At 58.8% G+C, this 21,987-nt stretch carries 22 protein-coding genes; 15 read left to right on the top strand and 7 right to left on the bottom strand.

Features of this window, described 5'->3' with window-relative positions:
* Window positions 1-6 precede the first annotated feature (6 nt).
* The 4 genes from ABRP88_RS03380 to ABRP88_RS03395 form a co-directional block, all read right to left on the bottom strand.
* On the bottom strand, window positions 7-972 hold the full coding sequence (locus ABRP88_RS03380; RefSeq protein ID WP_349836167.1) for a hypothetical protein: 966 nt from the start codon (window positions 970-972) through the stop codon (window positions 7-9).
* Between the two features lie 165 nt (window positions 973-1,137).
* Window positions 1,138-2,292: a DUF8462 domain-containing protein gene (locus ABRP88_RS03385; RefSeq protein WP_349836169.1), complete on the bottom strand. Its 1,155-nt coding sequence runs from the start codon at window positions 2,290-2,292 to the stop codon at window positions 1,138-1,140.
* A 110-nt stretch (window positions 2,293-2,402) separates the two neighbouring features.
* Entirely contained in the window at window positions 2,403-3,461 is a 1,059-nt protein-coding gene (locus tag ABRP88_RS03390; RefSeq protein ID WP_349836171.1) for a CNNM domain-containing protein, read from the bottom strand.
* Window positions 3,461-4,849: a hemolysin family protein gene (locus ABRP88_RS03395; protein ID WP_284819277.1), complete on the bottom strand. Its 1,389-nt coding sequence runs from the start codon at window positions 4,847-4,849 to the stop codon at window positions 3,461-3,463. Before ABRP88_RS03395 ends, ABRP88_RS03390 begins: the two co-directional genes overlap by 1 nt.
* Before the next feature lie 149 nt (window positions 4,850-4,998).
* Here ABRP88_RS03395 and hemW point away from each other — a divergent pair, with 149 nt between their 5' ends.
* From hemW to ABRP88_RS03455, 12 genes are all read left to right on the top strand, one after another.
* Window positions 4,999-6,138 (top strand): radical SAM family heme chaperone HemW, encoded by a 1,140-nt coding sequence (gene hemW / locus ABRP88_RS03400; protein ID WP_349836172.1) that lies wholly within the window; start codon window positions 4,999-5,001, stop codon window positions 6,136-6,138.
* 194 nt (window positions 6,139-6,332) lie between these two features.
* Window positions 6,333-7,373 (top strand): heat-inducible transcriptional repressor HrcA, encoded by a 1,041-nt coding sequence (gene hrcA, locus ABRP88_RS03405; protein ID WP_284770268.1) that lies wholly within the window; start codon window positions 6,333-6,335, stop codon window positions 7,371-7,373.
* Between the two features lie 80 nt (window positions 7,374-7,453).
* The gene (dnaJ, locus tag ABRP88_RS03410) at window positions 7,454-8,611 is read left to right on the top strand and encodes a molecular chaperone DnaJ (protein ID WP_284770269.1); all 1,158 of its coding nucleotides are present in this window, start codon (window positions 7,454-7,456) and stop codon (window positions 8,609-8,611) included.
* Window positions 8,611-9,354, top strand: coding sequence for a 16S rRNA (uracil(1498)-N(3))-methyltransferase (locus ABRP88_RS03415; protein ID WP_349836173.1), 744 nt, complete (start codon window positions 8,611-8,613; stop codon window positions 9,352-9,354). Before dnaJ ends, ABRP88_RS03415 begins: the two co-directional genes overlap by 1 nt.
* 10 nt (window positions 9,355-9,364) lie before the next feature.
* On the top strand, window positions 9,365-10,342 hold the full coding sequence (locus ABRP88_RS03420; RefSeq protein ID WP_005278096.1) for a PhoH family protein: 978 nt from the start codon (window positions 9,365-9,367) through the stop codon (window positions 10,340-10,342).
* Complete coding sequence (gene ybeY / locus ABRP88_RS03425; RefSeq protein ID WP_349836174.1) at window positions 10,343-10,963, top strand: rRNA maturation RNase YbeY; 621 nt, start codon at window positions 10,343-10,345, stop codon at window positions 10,961-10,963. It abuts the gene before it with no gap.
* Between the two features lie 51 nt (window positions 10,964-11,014).
* The gene (gene pdxY, locus ABRP88_RS03430; protein ID WP_349836175.1) at window positions 11,015-11,863 is read left to right on the top strand and encodes a pyridoxal kinase PdxY; all 849 of its coding nucleotides are present in this window, start codon (window positions 11,015-11,017) and stop codon (window positions 11,861-11,863) included.
* A gap of 126 nt (window positions 11,864-11,989) precedes the next feature.
* Window positions 11,990-13,009 carry a formamidase gene (locus ABRP88_RS03435; protein ID WP_005284191.1) on the top strand — a complete coding sequence of 340 codons (1,020 nt, stop codon included), beginning with the start codon at window positions 11,990-11,992 and terminating at the stop codon, window positions 13,007-13,009.
* A 599-nt stretch (window positions 13,010-13,608) separates the two neighbouring features.
* A complete protein-coding gene (locus ABRP88_RS03440) occupies window positions 13,609-13,851 on the top strand; it encodes a hypothetical protein (protein WP_349836176.1) in 243 nt (80 codons plus the stop codon).
* A gap of 65 nt (window positions 13,852-13,916) precedes the next feature.
* Window positions 13,917-14,954: a GTPase Era gene (era, locus tag ABRP88_RS03445; protein WP_284796383.1), complete on the top strand. Its 1,038-nt coding sequence runs from the start codon at window positions 13,917-13,919 to the stop codon at window positions 14,952-14,954.
* 6 nt (window positions 14,955-14,960) lie between these two features.
* Window positions 14,961-15,677, top strand: coding sequence for a DNA repair protein RecO (recO, locus tag ABRP88_RS03450; protein WP_302525056.1), 717 nt, complete (start codon window positions 14,961-14,963; stop codon window positions 15,675-15,677).
* 10 nt (window positions 15,678-15,687) lie between these two features.
* A complete protein-coding gene (locus ABRP88_RS03455) occupies window positions 15,688-16,440 on the top strand; it encodes an isoprenyl transferase (protein ID WP_296087300.1) in 753 nt (250 codons plus the stop codon).
* 44 nt (window positions 16,441-16,484) lie between these two features.
* On the opposite strand, the gene ABRP88_RS03460 is transcribed toward ABRP88_RS03455, so the two are convergent.
* The gene (locus tag ABRP88_RS03460; RefSeq protein ID WP_034658244.1) at window positions 16,485-16,904 is read right to left on the bottom strand and encodes a Fur family transcriptional regulator; all 420 of its coding nucleotides are present in this window, start codon (window positions 16,902-16,904) and stop codon (window positions 16,485-16,487) included.
* A gap of 68 nt (window positions 16,905-16,972) precedes the next feature.
* The gene (locus ABRP88_RS03465) at window positions 16,973-17,263 is read right to left on the bottom strand and encodes an ArsR/SmtB family transcription factor (RefSeq protein WP_005278104.1); all 291 of its coding nucleotides are present in this window, start codon (window positions 17,261-17,263) and stop codon (window positions 16,973-16,975) included.
* Between the two features lie 188 nt (window positions 17,264-17,451).
* Between ABRP88_RS03465 and ABRP88_RS03470 the strand changes: the two genes are divergently transcribed.
* Genes ABRP88_RS03470 through ABRP88_RS03480 form a run of 3 tightly spaced genes read left to right on the top strand, consistent with a single transcriptional unit; the run spans window position 17,452 to window position 19,881 of the window.
* Window positions 17,452-18,831, top strand: a complete 1,380-nt coding sequence (locus ABRP88_RS03470) for a glycine--tRNA ligase (RefSeq protein ID WP_349836177.1) — start codon at window positions 17,452-17,454, stop codon at window positions 18,829-18,831.
* A 4-nt stretch (window positions 18,832-18,835) separates the two neighbouring features.
* Window positions 18,836-19,345, top strand: coding sequence for a hypothetical protein (locus ABRP88_RS03475; RefSeq protein WP_349836178.1), 510 nt, complete (start codon window positions 18,836-18,838; stop codon window positions 19,343-19,345).
* A complete protein-coding gene (locus tag ABRP88_RS03480; protein WP_349836179.1) occupies window positions 19,345-19,881 on the top strand; it encodes a hypothetical protein in 537 nt (178 codons plus the stop codon). Before ABRP88_RS03475 ends, ABRP88_RS03480 begins: the two co-directional genes overlap by 1 nt.
* 63 nt (window positions 19,882-19,944) lie before the next feature.
* Here ABRP88_RS03480 and ABRP88_RS03485 read toward each other — a convergent pair whose 3' ends face one another.
* Entirely contained in the window at window positions 19,945-21,963 is a 2,019-nt protein-coding gene (locus tag ABRP88_RS03485) for a TPM domain-containing protein (protein ID WP_349836181.1), read from the bottom strand.
* Window positions 21,964-21,987: the final 24 nt, after the last annotated feature.

The raw sequence follows: 21,987 nt of genomic DNA on the forward strand, positions 1-21,987 counted from the left end.
GAAAGCTCAGCGTCGGGACCGCTGGGCGCGTACCGCGTTCTGGCGCGCAGAGATAGTGGCCGTGACCTCAGAGATGAAGCGTCCCGGGTGCTGTACTAACTGGCGCGGGGAAATCCGTATGACGGTAAAACCCGCATCGTGCAGGCGCTTTTCGCGGGATTGGCTGGTTTGGTCCCGCGGCTTCGTTGGCATCGTGGTGGCCGCGGCGTCGTCTGGTCGCCCAACGGCTGTGGAAGAGGCCCCGGCCGTATGGTCATCATCCGGATCGGTGAAGTCGATGATGTAGGTCTTATTGATGCATAGCTCCGCGGTGATGCCGGGAAGGGCGGTGTACTGGACCTCGAAAAACATGGGCCACGGAAAATCCGCCTGGATGAGCAGGGCCCGGGCATAGGAGGCAAAAGGAGACGGGGAGGTGGCGCAGCTGTGGTGGATCACGTCCCGGACGACCGCGCTATTGCGCACCCTGCCCATCCGCGCGAACTCCTGCCTGAGTTTCTTCTTCGTTATCCCTGCCCGCAAGGCAGAGTCGGCGGCAATGAGGCCTTCGCGAAAACCGTGGAATCGGGCGATATCGATCACGGCCCGGGCTGGCGAAACGGTGCGGGCGCCATGCACCAGCATCGGTTCGGGTAATTTCGTTTTGCGGTAAAAGCGTTCTGGATGGCGCCGGTCCTTATTTGGCAAAGAGTTATGGGGAAGGGCCATTTCCACCTTTTCTTCCGCGGAGGCAAGCACCCATAGCCCGTGGACGCGGGCGGCGGACTTAGAGATGAGCACCGCGGTATAAGCGCTGCGGGCGGCGGCGATGGCGCGCAGGCGCAGCTGGGAGGATAGGCTCAAACCGTGGTAATGGTCGCGGTGTACCGCGATGCGGGGTGCGAGCTTGAGGTAGGTGCCGTTATCGAGGTCGCGGCCGAAGGTGGGATGGTTGTGCCGGATGGAAGGAATATTAGTTAGTGCTTTGCTCATGACCCCGAGCACATATGAGGCGCACGATGCCTGCTACCCGAATGCGCGCGAGGCTGTGGAGTTCTCGTTGAATCTTCACTAAGTGTGAACCGTGGTGCTCGAGTGGCGCCACGAGCTTAAGTTATCCACACCCGCGCTATGGGTGGGTTGCGCGACTGAGCTCGATTAGTACGAATCGATTACCAAGCTAGCGGCATGCTCGCGCAAATAATCTCGAAGGTAGGGCAGGGCAAAGTCTACTTGGCCACTGGCTGGTATCTCGATTAATTCCGAGTCAAGCAAGCGGCGGCGGTAATTGGATGCATATTGCGAGCTTTTTCCTAGGCGGGCCGTGATATCACTCATGGATGAGGGGCCATTGTCTTGCGCCATATGGAGCAGGAATGTCCGATCGATGGGGGAAAGCTCCGCTAGGGCGGGCTCATGGACTAGCTGCCCTAGCTTTCGTCGTGCTTTGGAAATGCCTTCCTGCGCAGCTTCCACCGAAATCGTATTGTCTGTTCGGTGGCGGAAAGCCCATAGGCCGACGAGCTGAATCATAAAGGGGTATCCCTGGCAAGCGGATACGGCAGAATTCAGCGCGTCCTTGTCCCAATTAACCTCTGTTTCTTCTACGGGAGCCTTGAGTGCCTTCCGGACGTCCGTATCCGCCACTCGGTCCAATTCAATACGGTTCGCACGGCGGAGAAAAGTGACAGGATTAGAGTCATCCTGGCTGGCTAAAAGCGGTTTAATCGAGGAAGGGATCCCTGCCATGACTACAGCAATATTTTCCCCTTCTCGCACGAGGTGCTGGATGGTAGCGCCAAAATCGATGACCTCATCACTGCGCTGGTGGTGCATTTCATCCAACGTAATGAGCACCCCGGTGGGCTCGCCGTGGGAAATCCGGTCGAGTTCGCGCTGCGCATGGAGAAGGTCTTTCAAAGCCCTTCTTAAGGGATAAGATTCCGCGGATAATGTCCTTGGATCCCATTCCATCCCGATGCCTAATTGAAAAAGGTGCAGGTTGAAACCTTTTAGCGCTGTGCGGTTGAGTTGAAGGGTATTAATAATTTCAGCTCGGAGCCGCTCTGCAAAACCGGCAGATGCCGTGTCATTAAGGATGCGCCAACCGCGATCTGACGCGGTGTCTTCGAAAGCATTGAGCAACACCGTCTTGCCGATACCGCGTGGACCCACGACGAGAGAAATACGTTCATGGGATCCGGGGCCATCGTCCAAGGCATAAGCGAACTCCTCAATGGAGTCTTTACGGCCAGCTAGGTAGGGAGGCGTGGCTCCAAGCGTGGCGGTAAACGGATTCTTCCGGTGGGTCATAGCCCAAGTGTAAAACACCGCGCTTGTGTACGCTTGTTTATCTTTTGAATTTTGTTTATAAAACTATTAGGCACCGAAACCAACGGGACTGGTTGGTTTCGGTGAGGACGCTATACCGCAGGGGGAGGAGTGACCTTGTCCAGCTGCTCGGTAATCTGCGGCCATAGCTGGCCCATGATGTCATCCCAGGTAAGGATCCACACGGCCTTGTCTTTATCCGCCTTGCCCACGACAACGAGCTGCTCATTGCGGGAGCGCATGTGATCGAGCGTCTTTTGCACGGTGGTGGCAGAAGAGACGGAAATCGGGTCGCGGGAAAACTCGAGGACTGGGGTATCGGGATCGGCCAAGAGGGTATCGCGCACGTGCACCACGCGGGGCACGCGGGAATCCTTGGGGAAGACGAGCACGCGCATAATGTTTTTGCGCAGGACGAGCTCTTGGAGCTGTTCCACCGTGGCATCGGAAGGCAGCGGCACTACCTCGGAGCCGTGGGCGCGCGCCATGGCGCCTACCGTGGAGTTCTCCAGCTCGATGACATCGGAAATCTGATTGGCGGAATTATCGTCGAGCGCGCCGGTCTCGCGGGAGTGCTCGACCAAGGTGCGCAGAGTCTCGGCGTCGTAGCCGGCGGCACCGGCGCGATCGACCGGTTCCTCACCCGTCATGGCTACCAATTTATTGGCCATCGTGTTAATCCACTTCAACAGCGGGCGGAAGACCCACACGAATCCGCGGGCGGGGATGGCAATGACCTGCAGGGCGGATTCTGGGTGCGCGATGGCCCAGGACTTGGGCGCCATTTCACCCAGCACCAAGTGCAGGAAGGTGACGATGAACAGGGCGAGGATGAAGCTTGCGACATCGGCAATGCCCAGCGGCAGGCCAAGGGCCTCCAGCGGGGTCATCAAAAGGTGATGAACCCAGGGCTTGGTCACGGCACCGAGCACAAAGGTGGCGGCGGTAATGCCCAATTGCGCGCCCGCCAGCATGATGGTCAGCTCATTGAGCGAGCGCAGGCCGGCGCGGGCGGTGCGCGAGGATTCCGCGTTTTCTTCAAGCCGGTTGCGGCGCGAGCCCATGAGGGAAAACTCGATGACCACGAAGAAGCCGGAAGCCGCAATAATGAGCAGCGTGACGATGAGGTTGAACCACCACGTATCGGTCATTATGCCTCCTCCTCTTCTTCTTCGCTGTCATGAACGTATTCCTCAATAAGTTCGATGGCCAGGGAGGATGGCACGTGGCGGTCTACGTCATCCACGCGCATGCGAATGGAGCGAGTCGGTGCTTCGTCCTGATCCACCCAGTCGTCCGGCTCGGCCTCTAGGTCGATGGTGTGGACCTCGCCTACCTCTGGCAGGGCGCCGGCATGCGCGATGAGCAGGCCGGCGATGGTTTCAAAATCGCCCTCCGGAAGATCGTGGCCAATGGCGCGCTCGATTTCATCCAGCGGCGTATCGCCATCCACCAGCCAGTGGGATTCGTCCTGCTCGGTGATTTCTTCGGTTTCCTCGATATCGTGCTCATCGGTGACATCGCCCAAGATCTCTTCGGCCAAGTCCTCCATGGTGACGATGCCGACAAATCCGCCGTACTCATCGATGACGCAGGCCAGCTTTTGTTCCTCGCCGCGCAGTTCATCGACGACATCGGGAAGCGGCATAAGCTCCGGAACTACCAAGGGCTCGCGCATGATGGCAGTAGCGCTAGTGGCGGCGGGGAGATCGGAGCCCAAGACATCGAAAAGATGCACCACGCCGATGGGATTGTGCTCATCATCGATGACGGGGTAGCGCGTGTGGTTTTCAGACATCAATTCGCGCACCTCACCCAAGGTGGTGCCTGGGTCGATCACGTCCACGCGGGAGCGGGGGATCATGGCGTGCTCGACGTCGTGCTCTGGAAAGTCGAGCAAACGGTCCAAGACCATATAAGTATCCTCATCCAAAACGCCGGTTTCGTGCGAGGAATCGACGATGGATTCGAGGTCATCGGCTGTTGCGGAAGAATCGACGTCTTCTACCGGCTCGATGCGAAATAGCTTCAAAATCGCGTTGGAAGAGTACTCGAAAAAGCGGATGAGCCAGCCGAAAATGCGCAGATACCACTGCGTGGACGCGGCCAAGCGCAGCGCCGTTTTCATGGGCGCGGCGATGGTGTAGTTCTTAGGGAAAAGCTCCGCGAAAAGCATCGTGGCGATGGTGGAAATAAACAGCGCCGCGATGGTGCCGATAGCCACGGATACGCCGGTGGGAATGCCTACGCCGCCGAGCAGCACGCCAAGGCCCTGGCCCACTAGGGGCTCTGCCACATAACCAATGAGCAGGCCGGTAATGGTAATGCCGAGCTGCGCACCGGAAAGCATGAAAGAGGTGCGCTTGGTGATGTCGAGCGCGCGCTGGGCGGATTTATCACCTTCAGCGGCCATGGACCGCAATTGGGTGCGGTCCACAGACATGAATGAAAACTCTTGCGCCACGAAATAAGCGTTCGCGACGATGATGATTCCGATGACGACAAAGCCAGCCAGGATCATCAAAATAGCCGATAACATGAGTTACTCCCCACCGCCTATAAGGTGGCGGGGACATCGACTGGGAGGCTCCACTGAAGGTACCTTTCTATACGCGGGAAGTTGGCAATATACTACATGTTTAACACCTATTTCGGCCATTTTGTTCCCCGCCTATTAGGGTTTGATTCATGACTGAACCATTCGGGCTGTATATCCACGTTCCCTTTTGCGCCACCCGCTGCGGCTATTGCGATTTCAATACCTATACCCCCGGCGAGTTGGGCAGCCCGCGCGATCTCACCGGACCGTACCTCGACGCCCTAGACAAGGAGCTGGAGATGGCGGCTGGCCGCGTGGGGCGCACCGCGGATACCGTCTTCATCGGTGGCGGCACGCCCTCGCTCCTGGGCGGGCAGGGCCTGAGCCGCATCCTGGATACGGTGCGCTCTACCTTTGGGCTTAGCCCAGGCGCCGAGGTCACCACCGAGTCCAACCCGGAGTCCACCTCGCCGGAGTACTTTGCCGCGCTTGCCGATGCCGGCTTTAACCGCATCAGCCTCGGCATGCAGTCCGCCTCGCACAACGTGCTCCAGGTGCTTGAGCGAGCCCACACCCCCGGGCGCGCCTTCGACGCCGCGCGCGAGGCCCGGGAGGCAGGCTTCCAGCACGTCAACCTCGACATGATCTATGGCACGCCGACTGAAACCGACGATAACGTCCGTGAGACCTTGGACCGCGTGCTCGAGACCGGCGTCGACCACGTCAGCGCGTACTCGCTCATCGTAGAAGACGGCACCCGTATGGCCCGCAAGGTGAATAAGGGACTGTTGCCCGCTCCGGATGAAGACGTGCTGGCCCGGCGCTACGAAATGATTTCCTCCACTCTGGAAAACGCCGGATTCGAGTGGTACGAGGTCTCCAATTGGTCGCTGCCCGGCGGAGAATGCGAGCACAACCGCATTTATTGGGTGGACGGCAACTGGTGGGGCGCAGGTCCCGGTGCCCACTCCCACCTAGGCGACGAGCGCTTTTACAACGTCAAGCACCCCAACCGCTATATCCAAACGATAGGAAACGGTGAGCTGCCCATCAAAGACAGTGAAACCTTGACGGGGGCCGATCGCCACATGGAAAAGGTGATGCTCGGCCTGCGCCTGCGCGAGGGCATCCCAGAATCCTGGCTCGATGCCCACGCAGCCCCTGCGTTGGAGGGCTTCATCGACCGCGGCCTGCTCGAGCGCGCCGGCCAGCGCGTGCGCGTGACCAAGCGCGGGCGCTTGCTTGCCGATGGCATCGTCTCCGACCTCCTCATCGCCGAAGAGTCCTAGCCGCCGTCAGAAAGTTCTTATATTTTCCCCTGAACCACCAAAACCTCTTATATTCCCCTCTGGACCACCAAAACCCCTTATTCGGGCTTATTCTTGTTAGACTTTTAAGATTGGCACTGGATTTACGCTGTATTTATAGAGAGACGCCGGTACATCGACTTAAACTAACCCGCAGAGAATAGGAGCGTTGAGAAGTGTCCACCTCAACTGATGCCCGCCGCAAGGAGGTCCTGCGGGCCATCGTTGCGGATTACATTGCTTCCCAAGAACCCGTCGGTTCCAAAACGCTGGTAGAGCGCTACCGGCTGGGCGTTTCTTCCGCGACCATCCGCAATGACATGGCTGTGCTGGAATCTCAGGGTCTGATTTCGCAGCAGCATGCCAGCTCAGGGCGCGTTCCCACGCAGCAGGGCTACCGGCAGTTCGTTGATTCTCTCCACGAGGTTAAGCCGCTTTCTACCCCTGAGCGCAAAGCGATGCTGAACTTCTTGGAAGGCGGGGTAGACCTCGAAGATGTCCTGCGCCGCTCCGTGCAGCTGTTGGCCCAGGTCACCGAGCAGGCGGCCGTGGTGCAGCTGCCTAATTTGAAGGTCTCGCGCGTTAAGCACTGCGAGGTGGTCACGCTATCTCCGGTGCGGGTGCTGCTCGTGCTGATTACGGATAATGGCCGCGTGGATCAACGCAACGTGGAACTGGATGAGGTCATTGACCAAGACCAGACGTATCGCCTGCGGGACATCGTCAATAATGCGCTAGTGGGCAAGACGCTTACTGATGCCTCCGTGGAGCTCGCCCACCTCGTCGATGACGCCCCTCTAGATATCCGCCACCACGTGCTCAAGGTGGCGACCACGCTCATTGAAACCTTGGTGGAACAGCCTTCTGATCGCCTGATTATGGCGGGGACCTCCAACCTCACCCGCGTCGCCCGCGAATTCCCAGAAGGCCTGCCCAAAATTATCGAGGCTTTAGAAGAACAGGTCGTCGTGCTGAAATTGTTGGCGCGGGTGCCGGATCTGGGCAATGTTTCCGTGGTGATTGGAGACGAAAACGAAGAGGATCAACTGCGTGATGCCTCCGTCGTGGCCGCCGGCTATGGCTTTGGAACCGGGGGACAGGTGGCGACGCTGGGCGGCCTCGGCGTGGTGGGCCCGACGTTTATGGACTATTCGGGAACAATCTCTAAGGTCTCTGCTGTTGCACAATACGTAAGCGAAATTTTGGCCGGCGAGTAGTGCGGGTAGACTAGCCGGTCGCTACATAAATTTTTTCAAGGTAATACCAACAAGACGATCGAGAAGGAATATCTCTAACAGTGGCTCGTGACTATTACGGCATCCTCGGTGTTGATAAGGACGCAACGGACCAGGAAATTAAGAAGGCGTACCGCAAGCTGGCCCGCAAGTATCACCCGGATGTGAACCCGGATGATGAGGCAGCAGCGGAGAAATTTCGTGAGGCCTCGGTAGCCCAAGAAGTTTTGCTGGATCCGCAAAAGCGCCAGATCGTCGATATGGGCGGCGATCCCATGGAGCAAGGCGGCGGTGGCGGCGCCGGTGCCGGCGGATTTAGCGGCTTCGGCGGCGGAGGCTTAGGCGATATCTTCGCCGAGTTCTTCGGCGGTGGCGCCGGCGGCGGATCCCGGGGACCTAAGTCGCGCGTGCAGCCTGGCAACGACGCCCTCCTGCGCACCCGCATTAGCCTGGAAGAGGCCTATACCGGCCTAAAGAAGAAGGTTACCGTTGATACCGCGGTGCTGTGTGATTCCTGTGGCGGTACGGGCTCGAATTCTAAGTCTAAGCCCGTTACCTGCGATAACTGCAATGGCATGGGTGAAATCCAGGAGATGCAGCGCAGCTTCTTGGGCAACGTGATGACCAGCCGCCCGTGCCCGAAGTGCCAGGGCTTTGGCGAAATCATTGAGGATCCCTGCAACCAGTGCGCCGGCGATGGCCGCGTGAAAAAGCGTCGCGATCTTACGGTCTCTATCCCGGCCGGCATCAACGATGGCATGCGCATCCGCATGGCCTCCCAGGGCGAGGTCGGCCACGGTGGTGGACCCGCGGGTGACCTTTACGTGGAGGTACACACCCAAGAACACGAGGTCTTCCAGCGCAATGCGGATGACTTGAACGTCACCGTGCACGTGCCGATGATCGATGCTGCGCTGGGCACCAACTTCACCATCGATCAGCTCAATGGCGAAGAGCTCACCATCGATATCGAGCCGGGCACCCAGCCGGGCGAGTCCATCAAGGTCGAGGGCGCGGGCATGCCGCGCCTGCGCACCGATGGTTACGGCAGCCTGTTTGCCCACGTGGACGTGGTCGTTCCCAAGGACTTGGACCGCAAGAGCCGCGAGGCGCTGGAAAAGATCCGCAATACCCGCGATGAGGGCGCCCGTGTGCGCACCGCCAGCGACGGGCAGGAAGACTCCTTCTTTACCCGCCTGCGCGATAAGTTCCGCCGCTAATGTCGCTGCCCGTCTTCATCCACCCGGATCTCTCCGCCACCCAGGCCGGAGACGCCATCACGCTGTCCGGGCCCGAGGCGCGCCACGCCGTGACGGTCAAGCGGATGCAGCAGGGGGAGAAGCTGGCGCTTATCGATGGCACCGGCATCCGCCTCACCCTCTCCGTCACCGAGACCTCGGGCAAGGACCACTTGACCGGCACCGTCGAGTCCGTTACCCAGCTTCCGGAACCGAATCCGCGGGTAACCGTGGTGCAGGCGATCCCCAAATCCGAGCGCGCTGAGCTGGCCGTTGACCTGGCTACCCAAGCTGGGGCGGATGAGATCATCGCCTGGCAGGCGGATCGCTGCGTGGCTAAGTGGGATGGGAAGAAGGCTCCGAAGGCCGTCGCCAAATGGCAGGCCGCCGCTGAAGCAGCCGCAAAGCAATCCCGGCGAGACCGCATCCCGCAGGTTCGCGGTCCGCTGACCACCCGCCAACTGGTTGCGGAACTGGCAGAGCGCGCAGAATCCGCGAGCGTGCTAGTCCTGCACGAGGAAGCCACCGAATCCATCCGCGAGGTGGACCTGCGCGGCGAAGTCTTCCTCTTGGTCGGCCCCGAGGGCGGCATAGGGGAAGAAGAGCTGACAACACTGCGCGAGGCCGGGGCCGTGCCCATTAAATTGGGCCCAGAGGTTTTGCGCACCGCCAGTGCGGCGATGGTGGCTTTGGCGGCTATCGGCATGCGGACTGAGCGCTGGTAGCCTATTAGACGTGCCTATCATCACCAAGAAATGTGAGATCGATTCCGCGTATGTCAGCAGCGTATTGGGCAGCGCGGACGATAACCTCCGCGTGCTCAATGACCGCCTCGATGCGGACCTTTTTGCCCGCGGCAATATTGTCACCGTTACCGGCCCCGATTACGAGGTAGCCCGTGCGGCGAAGATCCTCGACGAGCTCGAGGCCATCGCCAGGCGCGGCCATGCCGTATCCACCGATACGGTCAAGCACACCATGGACATGGTGGCCGTGGAGGCGCCGCAGTCGGTAGCGGCGGCGATGGCGGCGGACATCGTCAAGCGCCGCGGCAAGTCGATCCGTCCCAAGACGGTGGGGCAATCCGAATATGTGCAGGCCATCGACAATAATACGGTGGTCTTTGGCATTGGCCCGGCCGGTTCAGGAAAGACCTATCTGGCGGTGGCGAAGGCCGTGCAGGCCCTGCAAAATAAGCAGGTCTCGCGCATTATTCTTACCCGTCCGGCGGTTGAGGCGGGCGAAAACCTGGGCTTTTTGCCGGGTACGCTCAATGACAAGATTGACCCGTATCTACGCCCGCTTTATGACGCGCTGCGAGACATGCTCGATCCAGAGATGATCCCCAAGCTTATGGATGCCGGCATCATCGAGGTCGCCCCGCTGGCGTATATGCGCGGGCGCACGCTCAATGATGCATTTGTCATCCTTGATGAGGCGCAAAACACCACGCCGGCGCAAATGAAGATGTTTTTGACCCGCCTGGGCTTTGGTTCCACCATCGTGGTCACCGGCGATATCTCTCAGGTGGATCTCCCGCGCGGTCAGGTTTCCGGCCTGCGCATCGTGCGGCGGATCCTCAATAACGTGGACGATATCCACTTTGCGGATCTCAGCGCCCAAGACGTGGTGCGCCACCAGCTGGTGGGCCGCATCGTGGATGCCTATGATTCCTTTGATAATAAAAACGCCGCGGAAAACGAGGGGGAATAAGTGAGTATCGAATTTCTCAATGAGTCGGGTTTTGATGGCGTCAACGAGGAGATGCTGATCGATGTCGCCTCCTATACCTTCGGCGCCATGGATATCAACCCCGATGCGGAATGCACCATTACCTGCGTGGACCTGAAATCCATCGAGGATCTGCACATCCGTTGGATGGACTTGGAAGGCCCTACCGATGTGATGAGTTTTCCCATGGATGAGCTCACCCCCGGCGCCACTTCTGGTGGCGGGCGCCCCGATGCCGCCGATCCGGGACCTGACATGCTTGGCGATATCGTATTGTGCCCCGAGTTTGCCCTCCGCCAGGCCGATGCCGCCGGGCATTCGCTCGGACACGAGCTCGCGCTATTGACGGTGCACGGCTGCCTGCACTTGCTGGGCTACGATCACGCCACCGCAGCGGAAGAAAAGGAAATGTTTGCCCGGCAGAATGAGCTGCTGGCGGATTGGTACGATGACCTCGCCGCTCGCGGGAAAAGCTACCAGCCAAAGCCCTCGGGCCCGAAGGCCTTTCCGGATGCCGCCGAGCGAGCCCGCCTCGATGAACAGGTACCCGGCGGCGGAATTCCGGCCATCGGAGAGCCACGGGACGAGGAACCCCAAGAATAATTTCGCCCCTTCCTTTGTCTCTGTGCACAGTCAGTAGCACAATGGATAGCTATGACTATCCTTTCCATTCAGTCTCACGTCACCTACGGCCACGTGGGAAATTCCGCGGCCGTATTTCCCCTCCAGCGCGCCGGCCACGAGGTGTGGCCCGTGCACACGGTGAACTTCTCCAACCACACCGGATACGGTGACTGGGGCGGACCGATGATTCCGGCCAGTGATGTCACGTCGATCATCGATGGCATCGAAAAGCGCGGTGCTTTTGAAAATATCGACGCCATCCTTTCCGGCTACCAAGGCGGCTCCGATATTGCCGATGCCATCGTGGATACCGTCCGCCGCATCAAGGCCGTCAACCCCAAGGCGCTCTATGCTTGCGACCCCGTGATGGGTAATGCGAAGTCGGGCTGCTTCGTTTCCGATGACATTCCGCCACTGCTGCGTGACCGCGTGGTGCCCGTGGCCGATATCATCACCCCGAACCAATTTGAGCTGGGCTATCTGACCGATACCGAGGTCAGCACCTTGGACGAGACCTTGGCGGCGGTGAAGAAGGCGCAGGAAATGGGTCCGAAGACGGTATTGGTTACCTCCGTAAAGCGCCCGGAAACCCCTGCGGATCAGATCGAGATGCTGGCCGTTGATGGTGAGCGCGCTTTCTTGCTCTCGACCCCGCTGTTGCCGGTTAAGCGCAACGGCTCTGGTGACGTGACCGCGGCGCTGTTTACTGGCCACTACGTTGAAACCCATGACGTGAAAGAGGCGCTGCGCCGCACCGCATCTTCTGTCTACGAGCTTCTGCGTACGACGTATGAAGCGGAATCCACCGAGCTGCAGCTCATTCAGGCCCAGGATGCTTTTGCTCACCCAAGCCTGCAATTCCAGGCGGAGGAGCTCTAAGGCTGCCCCAAGAAGGGATGCGGTCTGTAATTTGAGACAAGCACGTCGCTTTTCTGGTGAATACGTGAGGTTCGTCATATAGAGTGATAGGTGTAACTTAATCAACGACGCGATTGGAGTCCCGTCTTGTCCAGCACCGGAAGCATCAGCGCATCCCCCGACGGCCTGTTGATGGCCCTTATCCAATACCCCGTTCCCGTAGTCAATACCCCAGAAGACGTTCAAGCAAACGTCGATGAAATCTGCCGCATGGTGGCCTCGACCAAGGCTGGCTACCCAGACCTGGATCTCATCGTCTTTCCGGAGTATTCCTCTTCGGGACTGAACACCAAGATTTGGTCCTACGATGAATTCCTCATTGGGCTCGATGACCCCAAGGTGGACCAGTACAAGCAGGCTTGTAAGGATAACGACGTCTGGGGCGTCTTCTCCATCATGGAACCCAACCATGAGGAAGGAAAGCCCCCGTTCAACACGGCGATTATCATCAACTCCGACGGTGAGATTGCACTGCACTACCGTAAGCTGCAGCCATGGACCCCCATCGAGCCGTGGTACCCAGGTGACCTGGGCATGCCGGTGTGCGATGGCCCCAAGGGCTCCAAGCTTGCAGTCAATATCTGCCACGATGGCATGTTCCCAGAGCTCGCCCGCGAAGCGGCGTATAAGGGTGCCAATGTCTACATCCGCATCTCGGGTTATTCCACTCAGACCCAAGACCAGTGGATCATGACCAATAAGACCAATGCCTTCCAGAACCTGATGTATACGGCATCGGTGAACTTGGCGGGCTATGACCAGGTCTTTTACTACTTCGGTGAAGGAAATGTCTGCAACTACGATGGCCACATGATTTCTGAGGGTCACCGCAACCCGGGCGAAATCGTCACCGCAGAGGTATTCCCAGCGTTGGCTGATAAGGCGCGCATCAACTGGGGCCTAGAAAACAACATCTTCAACCTGGGCAACCGCGGCTATGTCGGTTACCCAGGCGGAAAGACCGAAAACTACCTCACCTGGGTCGAAGACCTTGCCAAGGGCGAGTACAAACTGCCATGGTCCGATGATGTTCGTATCAAGGACGGCTGGAAGTACTACCCGGACGGACCGCAGCTTGGCCCACTGCCGGATGAATTCAAGAAATAGACTCACGGCTATTAGCTCCTGAAGGCCCCGCACCCTCGTTTATTTTGAGGGCGCGGGGCCTTCGGGCTGGTGTTGACCTGATAGGAACATCAAAAGGTCAACGTCCTCAGGTATATCTGAGCGCGATTTGCTACATTTCAGGTGCGAATATGCTCAGTTATTGCAGTGGACCTATAGCATCTGCGAATAGGACGGCGCGGTACAGTTTCGGGGCTCCGCTCTAAAGGCCTTCCCCTTGTGTTTCCAAGGGCGTTCCCGCGAGAGAACCTTCGTCATAGAATTCTGGTTCCGCTCCACCCTGCGGCGGTCCCGAATATGGAGCGCCGCCGTTGCAAAGCTCTGGCCATTCGTCTGGATAAAGCAAGTGCCCATTAAGGCCACCGCATACTCCTTCCGCGCGTACGGAACGCTGGAGTGCAGGGGTATTGCACAGTTCGGTTTGGTGCGAAGAGCCATCAGAAAATCTCCCGAATGCGCCAAGGCCGATTTCGCAGTACAGCAGCTCAGGCTCCGTCGCGGCCGCTTGCGGTTGTGCGCCTGACTTCTCAGTTGCTACTTGGGTTTCTGGTTCTGTTGGGGTTTCTGCGGTGGACTCTTGCGTGGTGGATTGTGCAACGCTGCTCGAAGAGGACGCACTAGGTGAGCTGGAAGATGCACTGGAAGAAGTACTGGTGGATTCCTCTTCGGAAGGCGAAGTACCAGCAACAGGGGATGAACAGGCACTAAGGGAAATAGTAAGAAGAGCGCCGAGGAGCAGTAGGGGAGACTTGGCTGGCATGACGGAGTGCCTTTCAGGAAGCGGTGAGAAATACACCGAGGAGGAGAGAACGGTCTTAGCTTAGCCTGCAGATTTGTTAGTGCGTGAAACAATCGGAGATTTTGGTGCGGTGGGCTATCATTGCAGGTAATGAGTTCTGATATTGATGCACAGTTTGATGCGGCATTCGAGGGCCTGCCAGATGACCCCGATGATGCAGCTCCGGAAGCCGCCAGGGAGAAGGCAGCTCCGTTAGATTATTCGCAGTACACGGATACCCCAGAAGGATTCCGCTCTGGATTCGTATCCTTTGTGGGCCGCCCGAATACGGGGAAATCCACGCTGACTAACGCGCTGGTGGGCCAAAAGATTGCCATTACCGCGGACCAGCCGGAAACGACCCGCCACACCATCCGCGGTCTGGTTCACCGTGAGGATGCACAGGTCGTCGTGGTGGATACACCGGGTCTGCACCGACCCCGCACCTTGTTGGGCGAGCGGCTTAATGAAGTGGTCAAAGAAACGTATGCGGATGTGGATGTCATCGGATTGACCATTCCGGCAGATGAAAAGATTGGTCCGGGTGACCGGTGGATCTTGGATAATGTGCGATCGATTGCGCCGAAGACCCCCATCATCGGCATCGTGACCAAGCTGGATAAAGCGTCCAAGGACCAGGTGGGCGCGCAGCTTTTGGCCTTGCACGAGCTCTTGGCGCAAGAAGATCCAGAGGCAGTGGTGATTCCGGTTTCTAGTAAAAAGGGCGTGCAACTGGATGACTTGGTGCAGGTCATCGTAGAGCATTTGCCGGAGGGCCCGAAGTTCTATCCGGACGATCACATCACTGATGAGGGGCAAGAAAAGCGCATTGAAGAACTCATCCGTGAGGCCGCACTATCTGGCTTGAAGGCGGAGCTACCGCACTCGGTTGCGGTGCAGATCGATGAAATGCTGCCTTCGCGCACGCGTGAGGGAGTGCTGGACATTCACGCCATCATGTACTTGGAGCGCCAAGGTCAAAAGCGCATCATCGAAGGTAAAGATGGCCTGCGTTTCCGCCGCATCGTGGGCAATGCCCGTAAGGAAATCATGGAGCTATTGGGCCAGAATGTGTACCTGGACCTGCGCATCAAAGTACTGAAAAATTGGCAGTCAGATGCCAAGTCGCTGGGCAGGCTCGGGTTCTAAGAGGCCATGCGCGAAAATTATCGCGACCGCGCCGTGGTCATTCGCTCCTATGATTTTGGGGAAGCAGACCGCGTCATTGTACTTCTTACCCAAAACCATGGGTTGGTGCGTGCGGTGGCCAAGGGCGTGCGCAGGGCAAAATCCCGTTTTGGTTCGCGGCTGCAGCTCTTCGTCAATTTGGACGTCCAGCTGTATGTGGGAAAGAATTTGGCCACGATTTCCCAGGCGGATACGGTGAATTATTTTGGCGCGCGCCTGATTGAAGACTACGAGCGTTATACGGCTGCCTGCGCGGTCTTGGAATCGGCCGAGCGGCTCATCTACGCGGATGGCGACGGCGACCCCTACCTCTACAATGCAGTCGTGGCTGCGCTCGAGCAATTGCAAACCGAGGAGCCGACGCAAACGCTTGATGCATTCTTATTGCAGGCCATGGCGCATGCCGGGTGGGCGCCGAGCCTTTTTGATTGCGCCCAGTGCCAGCGCCCCGGCCCGCACCACGCCTTTCACCCGGCCGTCGGCGGCGCCGCCTGCCACGAATGCCGGCCACCAGGTGCTGCAGAGGTGGATCCGGAAACCCTCCACCATTTGTGGCTTTTGGCACATGGCTACCCGACGAATCCGACGAATGCGCAGCGGCAGGAGGGGCATCGGCTAGCGCGGGCGCACCTGCAGTGGCACATGGAGCGAAATGTGTCCGCATTACAGGTGATGGAACAGTAAACTGTAGTCCGTGATTACCCCAGATCCTTCTCGTCGCCTGACCCCGCCGAATATCCCGGAAGAGCTGCTGCCGCGCCATATTGCGTTGGTGATGGACGGCAATGGCCGCTGGGCCCAGGAAAAGGGCATGAAACGCACGGAAGGCCACCGCAGGGGAGAGGCGGTGCTTCTCGATGTCGTCGATGCCTGCCTCGCCGCCGGTGTCCCGTACCTTTCGGCATATGCGTTTTCTACTGAAAACTGGCGGCGCAGCCCTGAAGAGGTGCGCTTTTTGATGGGCTTTAATCGCGACGTGCTGCGCCGGCAGCGAGAGTGGCTCAATGAGCGCGGTGTCCGCGTGGTGTGGGTGGGGCGTCGTCCGCGCCTGTGGCGCTCGGTGATTAAGGAACTCGAAACCGCCGAAGAATTGACCAAGAATAATACAAAAATGACGCTGGCCATGTGCGTTAATTACGGTGGCCGGGCGGAAATGGTCGATGGCGTGCGCCAGCTTGCGGAAAAGGTCGCCGCTGGTGAAATTCGCCCGCGCGATATTAAAGAAAGCACCATCGCAGAGCATCTCTATGATCCTGGCATGCCGGACGTGGACCTATTCTTGCGGCCTTCCGGTGAGAAGCGCACTTCGAACTTCCTGCTGTGGCAGTCCGCTTACGCCGAGATGATTTATCAGGACAAGCTATTTCCTGATTTCAACCCGGAGGACCTCTTCGCCGCCATTGAGGAATATGCCCGCCGGGATCGCCGCTTCGGTGCTGTGAAGTAGGGAAGTAGCAGCTAAGGAAGGCGCGCGAGACTACCGTGCGGTGACTACTGTGCGGCCGCGCACTGCGAGCACACGCCGAAGATCTCCGCGTCGTGGCCGGTAAGCTCGAAGTTGTACTCGGCGGCTACGGCCGAAGCCCACTTTTCAATGGGGCCGCCATCGATTTCTTCGGTGCGGCCGCATTTGGTGCATACCAAGTGGTGGTGGTGCGCATCGGTTTCGCAATGGCGGTACAGGGTCTCGCCATTGGGCATGTGTAGTGCATCTACGGCATCAATATCGGAAAGAGATTGTAGGGTGCGGTAGACAGTGGTGAGACCGACTTTTTCTTGCCGCTCTTGGAGCTGGTGATAAATTTCCTTGGCGGAGGCGAACTTGTCGATGTCCCGCAGGACCTCAACAACCGCGGTGCGCTGTTTAGTATTGCGCGAGCCGAGCTTGGGGATACTCTCATGAATGGACATGGCATTCATATTATCAACTCTTTTTCAACAAGCGCTATAATAAATCGTCTTTATATGCAGACCGGTTATTAAGAGGCGATTTTCGCGGCGTCTTCCAAAAGGGTTAAAACCTCCGGTGCGACCAGAGAGTATGTCACCTCGCGCCCATTGCGCTCAGAGCTGACAATCCCTGCCTGCTTAAGAACTCGCAGGTGCTGGCTAATCAGCGGCTGGGACTTGCCGGTGGCTTTAACCAGCTCATGTACGTAATGGTCGCGCTCCGCCAGGCGGGTAATGATGGAAATGCGCAGCGGGGAATCGAGGGCCGCGATAACGCTTGCGGCCGCAGAGTTATTAAATGCTAATTGAACGGTCGTCATAGGGAGTGGGCACCTTCAATACGGTATCTATTATCTGTCGACCACTACTATGTTACCTCAAGTTGGTCATTACCTGTACATTAACCGATTTAAATTTGCACCCCCTGATCTCACTACTGATGGGGGATAAGGGTTAGACTGAATGAGATTGTCACGACTGTCCCCTACCAGAGGAGTCCTTTACAACCATGGCATCCCTTATCGATACCGTTGTTAATCTGTGTAAACGCCGCGGCTTGGTCTACCAGGCGGGTGAGATTTACGGCGGTTCCCGCTCCGCTTGGGACTATGGTCCTCTTGGTGTGGAGTTGAAGGAAAACATTAAGCGCCAGTGGTGGCGCCACATGGTCCAATCCCGCCCCGACGTCGTGGGTGTGGATACCTCCGTCATCCAGCCGCGCCAGGTGTGGGTCTCCTCCGGCCACGTGGAGGTCTTTACTGATCCTCTAGTGGAATCCCGCCACACCGGTAAGCGCTACCGCGCCGACCACTTGCTCGAGGCCTACGAAGAAAAGCACGGCCACGAGCCAGAAAATGGCCTGGCTGATATCAACGACCCGGAAACCGGCCAGCCAGGTGACTGGACCGAGCCGAAGGCCTTTTCTGGCCTGCTGAAGACCTTCTTGGGTCCGGTCGATGACGAGCAGGGTCTGCACTACCTGCGTCCCGAGACCGCACAGGGTATCTTCATCAACTTCAAGAACGTGATGACCTCCTCGCGCATGAAGCCGCCATTCGGCATTGCCAATATTGGTAAGTCCTTCCGCAACGAGATCACCCCGGGTAACTTCATCTTCCGTACCCGCGAGTTCGAGCAGATGGAGATGGAGTTCTTCGTCAAGCCTGGCGAGGACGAAGAGTGGCACCAGTACTGGATTGATGACCGCTACAAGTGGTACACCGATCTGGGTATCAAGGAAGAAAACCTACGCCTGTACGAGCACCCCAAGGAAAAGCTGTCGCACTACTCCAAGCGCACCGTGGACGTGGAGTACGCCTTCGGCTTCAAGGGCTCCAAGTGGGGCGAATTGGAAGGTGTGGCCAACCGCACCGACTATGACCTTTCCGTCCACGACAAGGGCTCTGGCGAGGACCTGTCCTACTATGACCAGGCCAATGATGAGCGCTGGATTCCCTACGTCATCGAGCCAGCCGCTGGTCTGGGCCGTTCCATGATGGCGTTCCTGGTTGATGCCTACGACGAGGAAGAAGCGCCGAACGCTAAGGGCGGCACCGACAAGCGCGTGGTTCTGCGCTTGGACCGCCGCTTGGCGCCCATCAAGGTTGCCGTCCTGCCGTTGTCCAAGAAGGAAGAGCTCTCCACTCCGGCCCGCGAGCTGGCGGATAAGCTGCGCGCCTACTGGAACGTGGACTTCGACGTTTCTGGTGCCATCGGCCGCCGCTACCGCCGCCAAGATGAGGTGGGTACGCCCTTCTGCGTCACCTTCGACTTCGATTCGCTCGAGGATGACGCCGTGACCGTGCGCGAGCGCGACACCATGGAGCAAGAGCGCGTAAAGATTGAGGATCTTGAGTCCTATCTCGCAGTGCGCCTGATTGGGTGCTAAGAAGATGCACTACACCAGCTGGGATCGCTCCGAGCGCGACAAGCCCGTCCTCCTCGTTGAGGAGGGCCCGGAGCGCCTAGGCGTCTTTGCGGAACATTCCGCGGAGGTGGATGGCAACTTTTGGCGCGTCGAGGTCAGCGATTTGGGGGCTTCGGCCACGCTTGATGATGGCTCCGTCTACCGCCTCGCCGGCCGTCTCGGCCGCGACAAGCGCCTTGAAGCCTCGCTCAATGGCCGCACCTTTCATTACGTCAATGAAAACAGTGGCGATTGGATCATCGATGACGTCGATGACAATAAAGTGGCGCAGTTTTCCGCTAAGAACTCCGGTGTGCGCAAGGCCATCTTGGAATTCGAGGAGGGTGCGAAAGGCTTGAGCACCGCCGAGATCGCCGGTCTCAGCTGGTTTACCCGCGCCATTTTGGAAAAGAACACCAAAAACTCCGCGTGGGTATGGATCATCACGCTGGTATTGGCTTCCATCGTCGCCTTGCTGGCGGTGTTCATTTTCTAATGGCGGGAACGATGCCGTGGCGGTGGAACGGTACTACGCTGCGCGATGCGCGCGGAACCGATATCGCTTGGGTGCGAGATGGGGTACTGACCATTGCCGGCGCGCTCTCTGGGGATCCCACACAACCAGATACGCTTTTTGACGTGGAGACCTCGCTAGACGGGGCAACCGCCTCCCCGCGCTTTTTCCTGCGGGCTAGTCCGCGTGCCAACCGCAGCGCGGGCTCCGAGGCCGCGAAGCAGTGTGAAGTCTCGCAAGCGGGATTGACCGTCACGCGTTTGCGCGCTACCTGCGGAGATGCCCACTACCTTTTGGAGCGGTCCGCTATCTTTGGCAAGCAGCGCCGCATACTGGCCCTTGACGGACAACAAGGTAATTCGGAGGGCACCGAAGTTGCCCGTCTTACCCCGCGGGGCAGTGGCCTGGAAGTATCGGCCTCCAATCCCAGCGGGCACGGCTTGCCGGACGTGGATGCGGTGGTGCTGAGTTATGGCTGCCTGCTTGTCGATGCCACACCACGCATTGTGCGCGGCTAAGTACCGACCAAGCCGGTCTTCTAAGCCGGCGGTCTAGAAGGAGCCGCTCTGGAAGGAGCCGCTCTAGAACGAGCCGCCGCGGAAACCGCCTCCGCCACCGCCGCCGGAGAATCCTCCTCCGCCGCCACCGAAGCTACCGCCGCCTCCGCTGAAACCGCCGCCGAAGCCGCGGCCACCGCCGCCAAGGATTTGGCCTAAGACCATTCCGGTGATGATATTTCCGGCAGCGGAACTCGTCTGTTGGCGTTGTTGCTGGCGGCGATACTCGTCGGAATCATCCTTGGCCCGTTGCAAGGCGGTTTGCGCTGCGGCAACGGCTTCGCGGGAGGATTGCAACGCGCCGCGGATATCGCTGCGTTGGGTGTGCAGGGCTTGGGCGTGGAGACGCTTGGCATCGGCAAGCGCGGTGCGGGCGCCGGAACCAACGATGCGCCCGCGCGAGGAAATGAGATCCTCGGCGGCCTGAATATTGGATTCTGCCACCGACATTTGCTGGTGGAAAAGCTCGAGCTGGCGCGCGTGGGTGGAGGTCTTTTCCCGCACGCGGTCGAGGCGCTCATCAAGCTCGGTATCGATGCTCATAAGAGCGGTGTGCTGGCCCAAGGGATCCGTATCGCCCTGTTGCTTGGCGTCAGTGATCGCGGCAGAGGCGCGCTCAAGCAGCTCCTCGAGGGCCTCCCAATCCGCCTGGGTTCCCTGGGACTTGCCTTGGCGCTCTAGCTCTCGGGCTTCCTCGATTTCGCCCTCGACCTCGGTAATGAGCGCGCCCAGATTGCGGCGCGCGGAGGAGATATTCTCCTCGGCGTGCTCTACACCGGTCAGGAGCCTATCGGTGACCTCCGTGGCGTGCTCGATATCGCGGATAAGGCCCACGAGTGAGCCCTGCTTCCCGGCGGGCTGGCCCTGCACCTTGCGGGCTTGGTCCAGGAGCTTTTCCGCCTCATCGAGGGAGGCACTCGCCAATTCAGGGTTATCCGCAATGGAGGATAGGACCTCTGCGGAGTAGTCCTCTTGGAGCTTTGTGAGGGTACCTTCGGCGCCCGGCAAGCGAGTGCGCAGCCCGACGGTGCGCTGGGTGAGCTCGTCCAACTTGGAGTCACTTTGTAGCAGCAGGTCGCGCATCTGGGCGAACTCTTCTGCCTGGCTATCTAGGGCATCATCGGCTTGGCCGCAGGTAGAGACGATTTCTACTAGCATTTGCCGGCGCTCGGCTTGGGATTCTGGTACTGCATCATCGAGGCGCTGGCGAATCTTGAAGGCTTTTTGCAGGGTAGAGGTGGAATGATTCATCGCCTTGGTAAACGGGCGGGTGCGCTCCGGTCCGAACTCAGATAAAGCGATATTGAGCTCTTCCTTGCCGCGGCGGATGGATTCATCCGTGGAGACCAATTCTTCCTGGGCCAACTTATCCAGGGTATCTAGCGGCAGCCGGTTTAATTGGTCGGTATCTTCTGGCGCAATCTCGCGGGCAGACTCTAAAGTCTTAGCCTGATTCTTTTTTGTATTGCGGCGAGAGTAGTACCAGACGCCACCGCCTGCAGCGATGATGGCGGCGGCGCCACCGCCCAGCCAGGCTATGCCGGAAGAATCGGAGGAGCTGGAGGTTCCGAGGGCGGCATCGGCAAGCGCGATCGCGGAAGCGCCGTATTCCTCTGCGGATAGCTTGCTGTAGGCGGCATCATACATCTGATCCAGGCGGCCCTCGGGCCATTGATCGCCGGTCTGCACGCCCACTTGGCGCTCGTTCACACCAACGACGTAGGCCGCGGAATTCGGGCCCTTCTCGTTGACGATGCTGCGGGCATAGCTTTCCGGATCAGTGCCAAGATCGTTTGCGAAGACAACAAAGATAATGAGCGACTGGTCTTTTTGCAGCTGGGTGATCTTCTCATTGATCTCCCTAATTTCCTCGGTGCTTAAGACCCCTGCCTCATCATTTACCCTGTCTGTCACCGCCGCCGTATCCGGGGCTTGGGCGATGGTAGTGGTCTCCGCGGCTAGGGCCTGGCCTGCGCCAATGGAGGTGCAGCCGAGCAAAAATGCCGCGATGGTAGCGCGGCCGATTCGTGCACTAAGATTCATGCCCACAACTCTACCTGCCCGAAC

Source organism: Corynebacterium sp. KPL2734, assembly GCF_040225595.1.
GTDB lineage: Bacteria > Actinomycetota > Actinomycetes > Mycobacteriales > Mycobacteriaceae > Corynebacterium > Corynebacterium rhinophilum.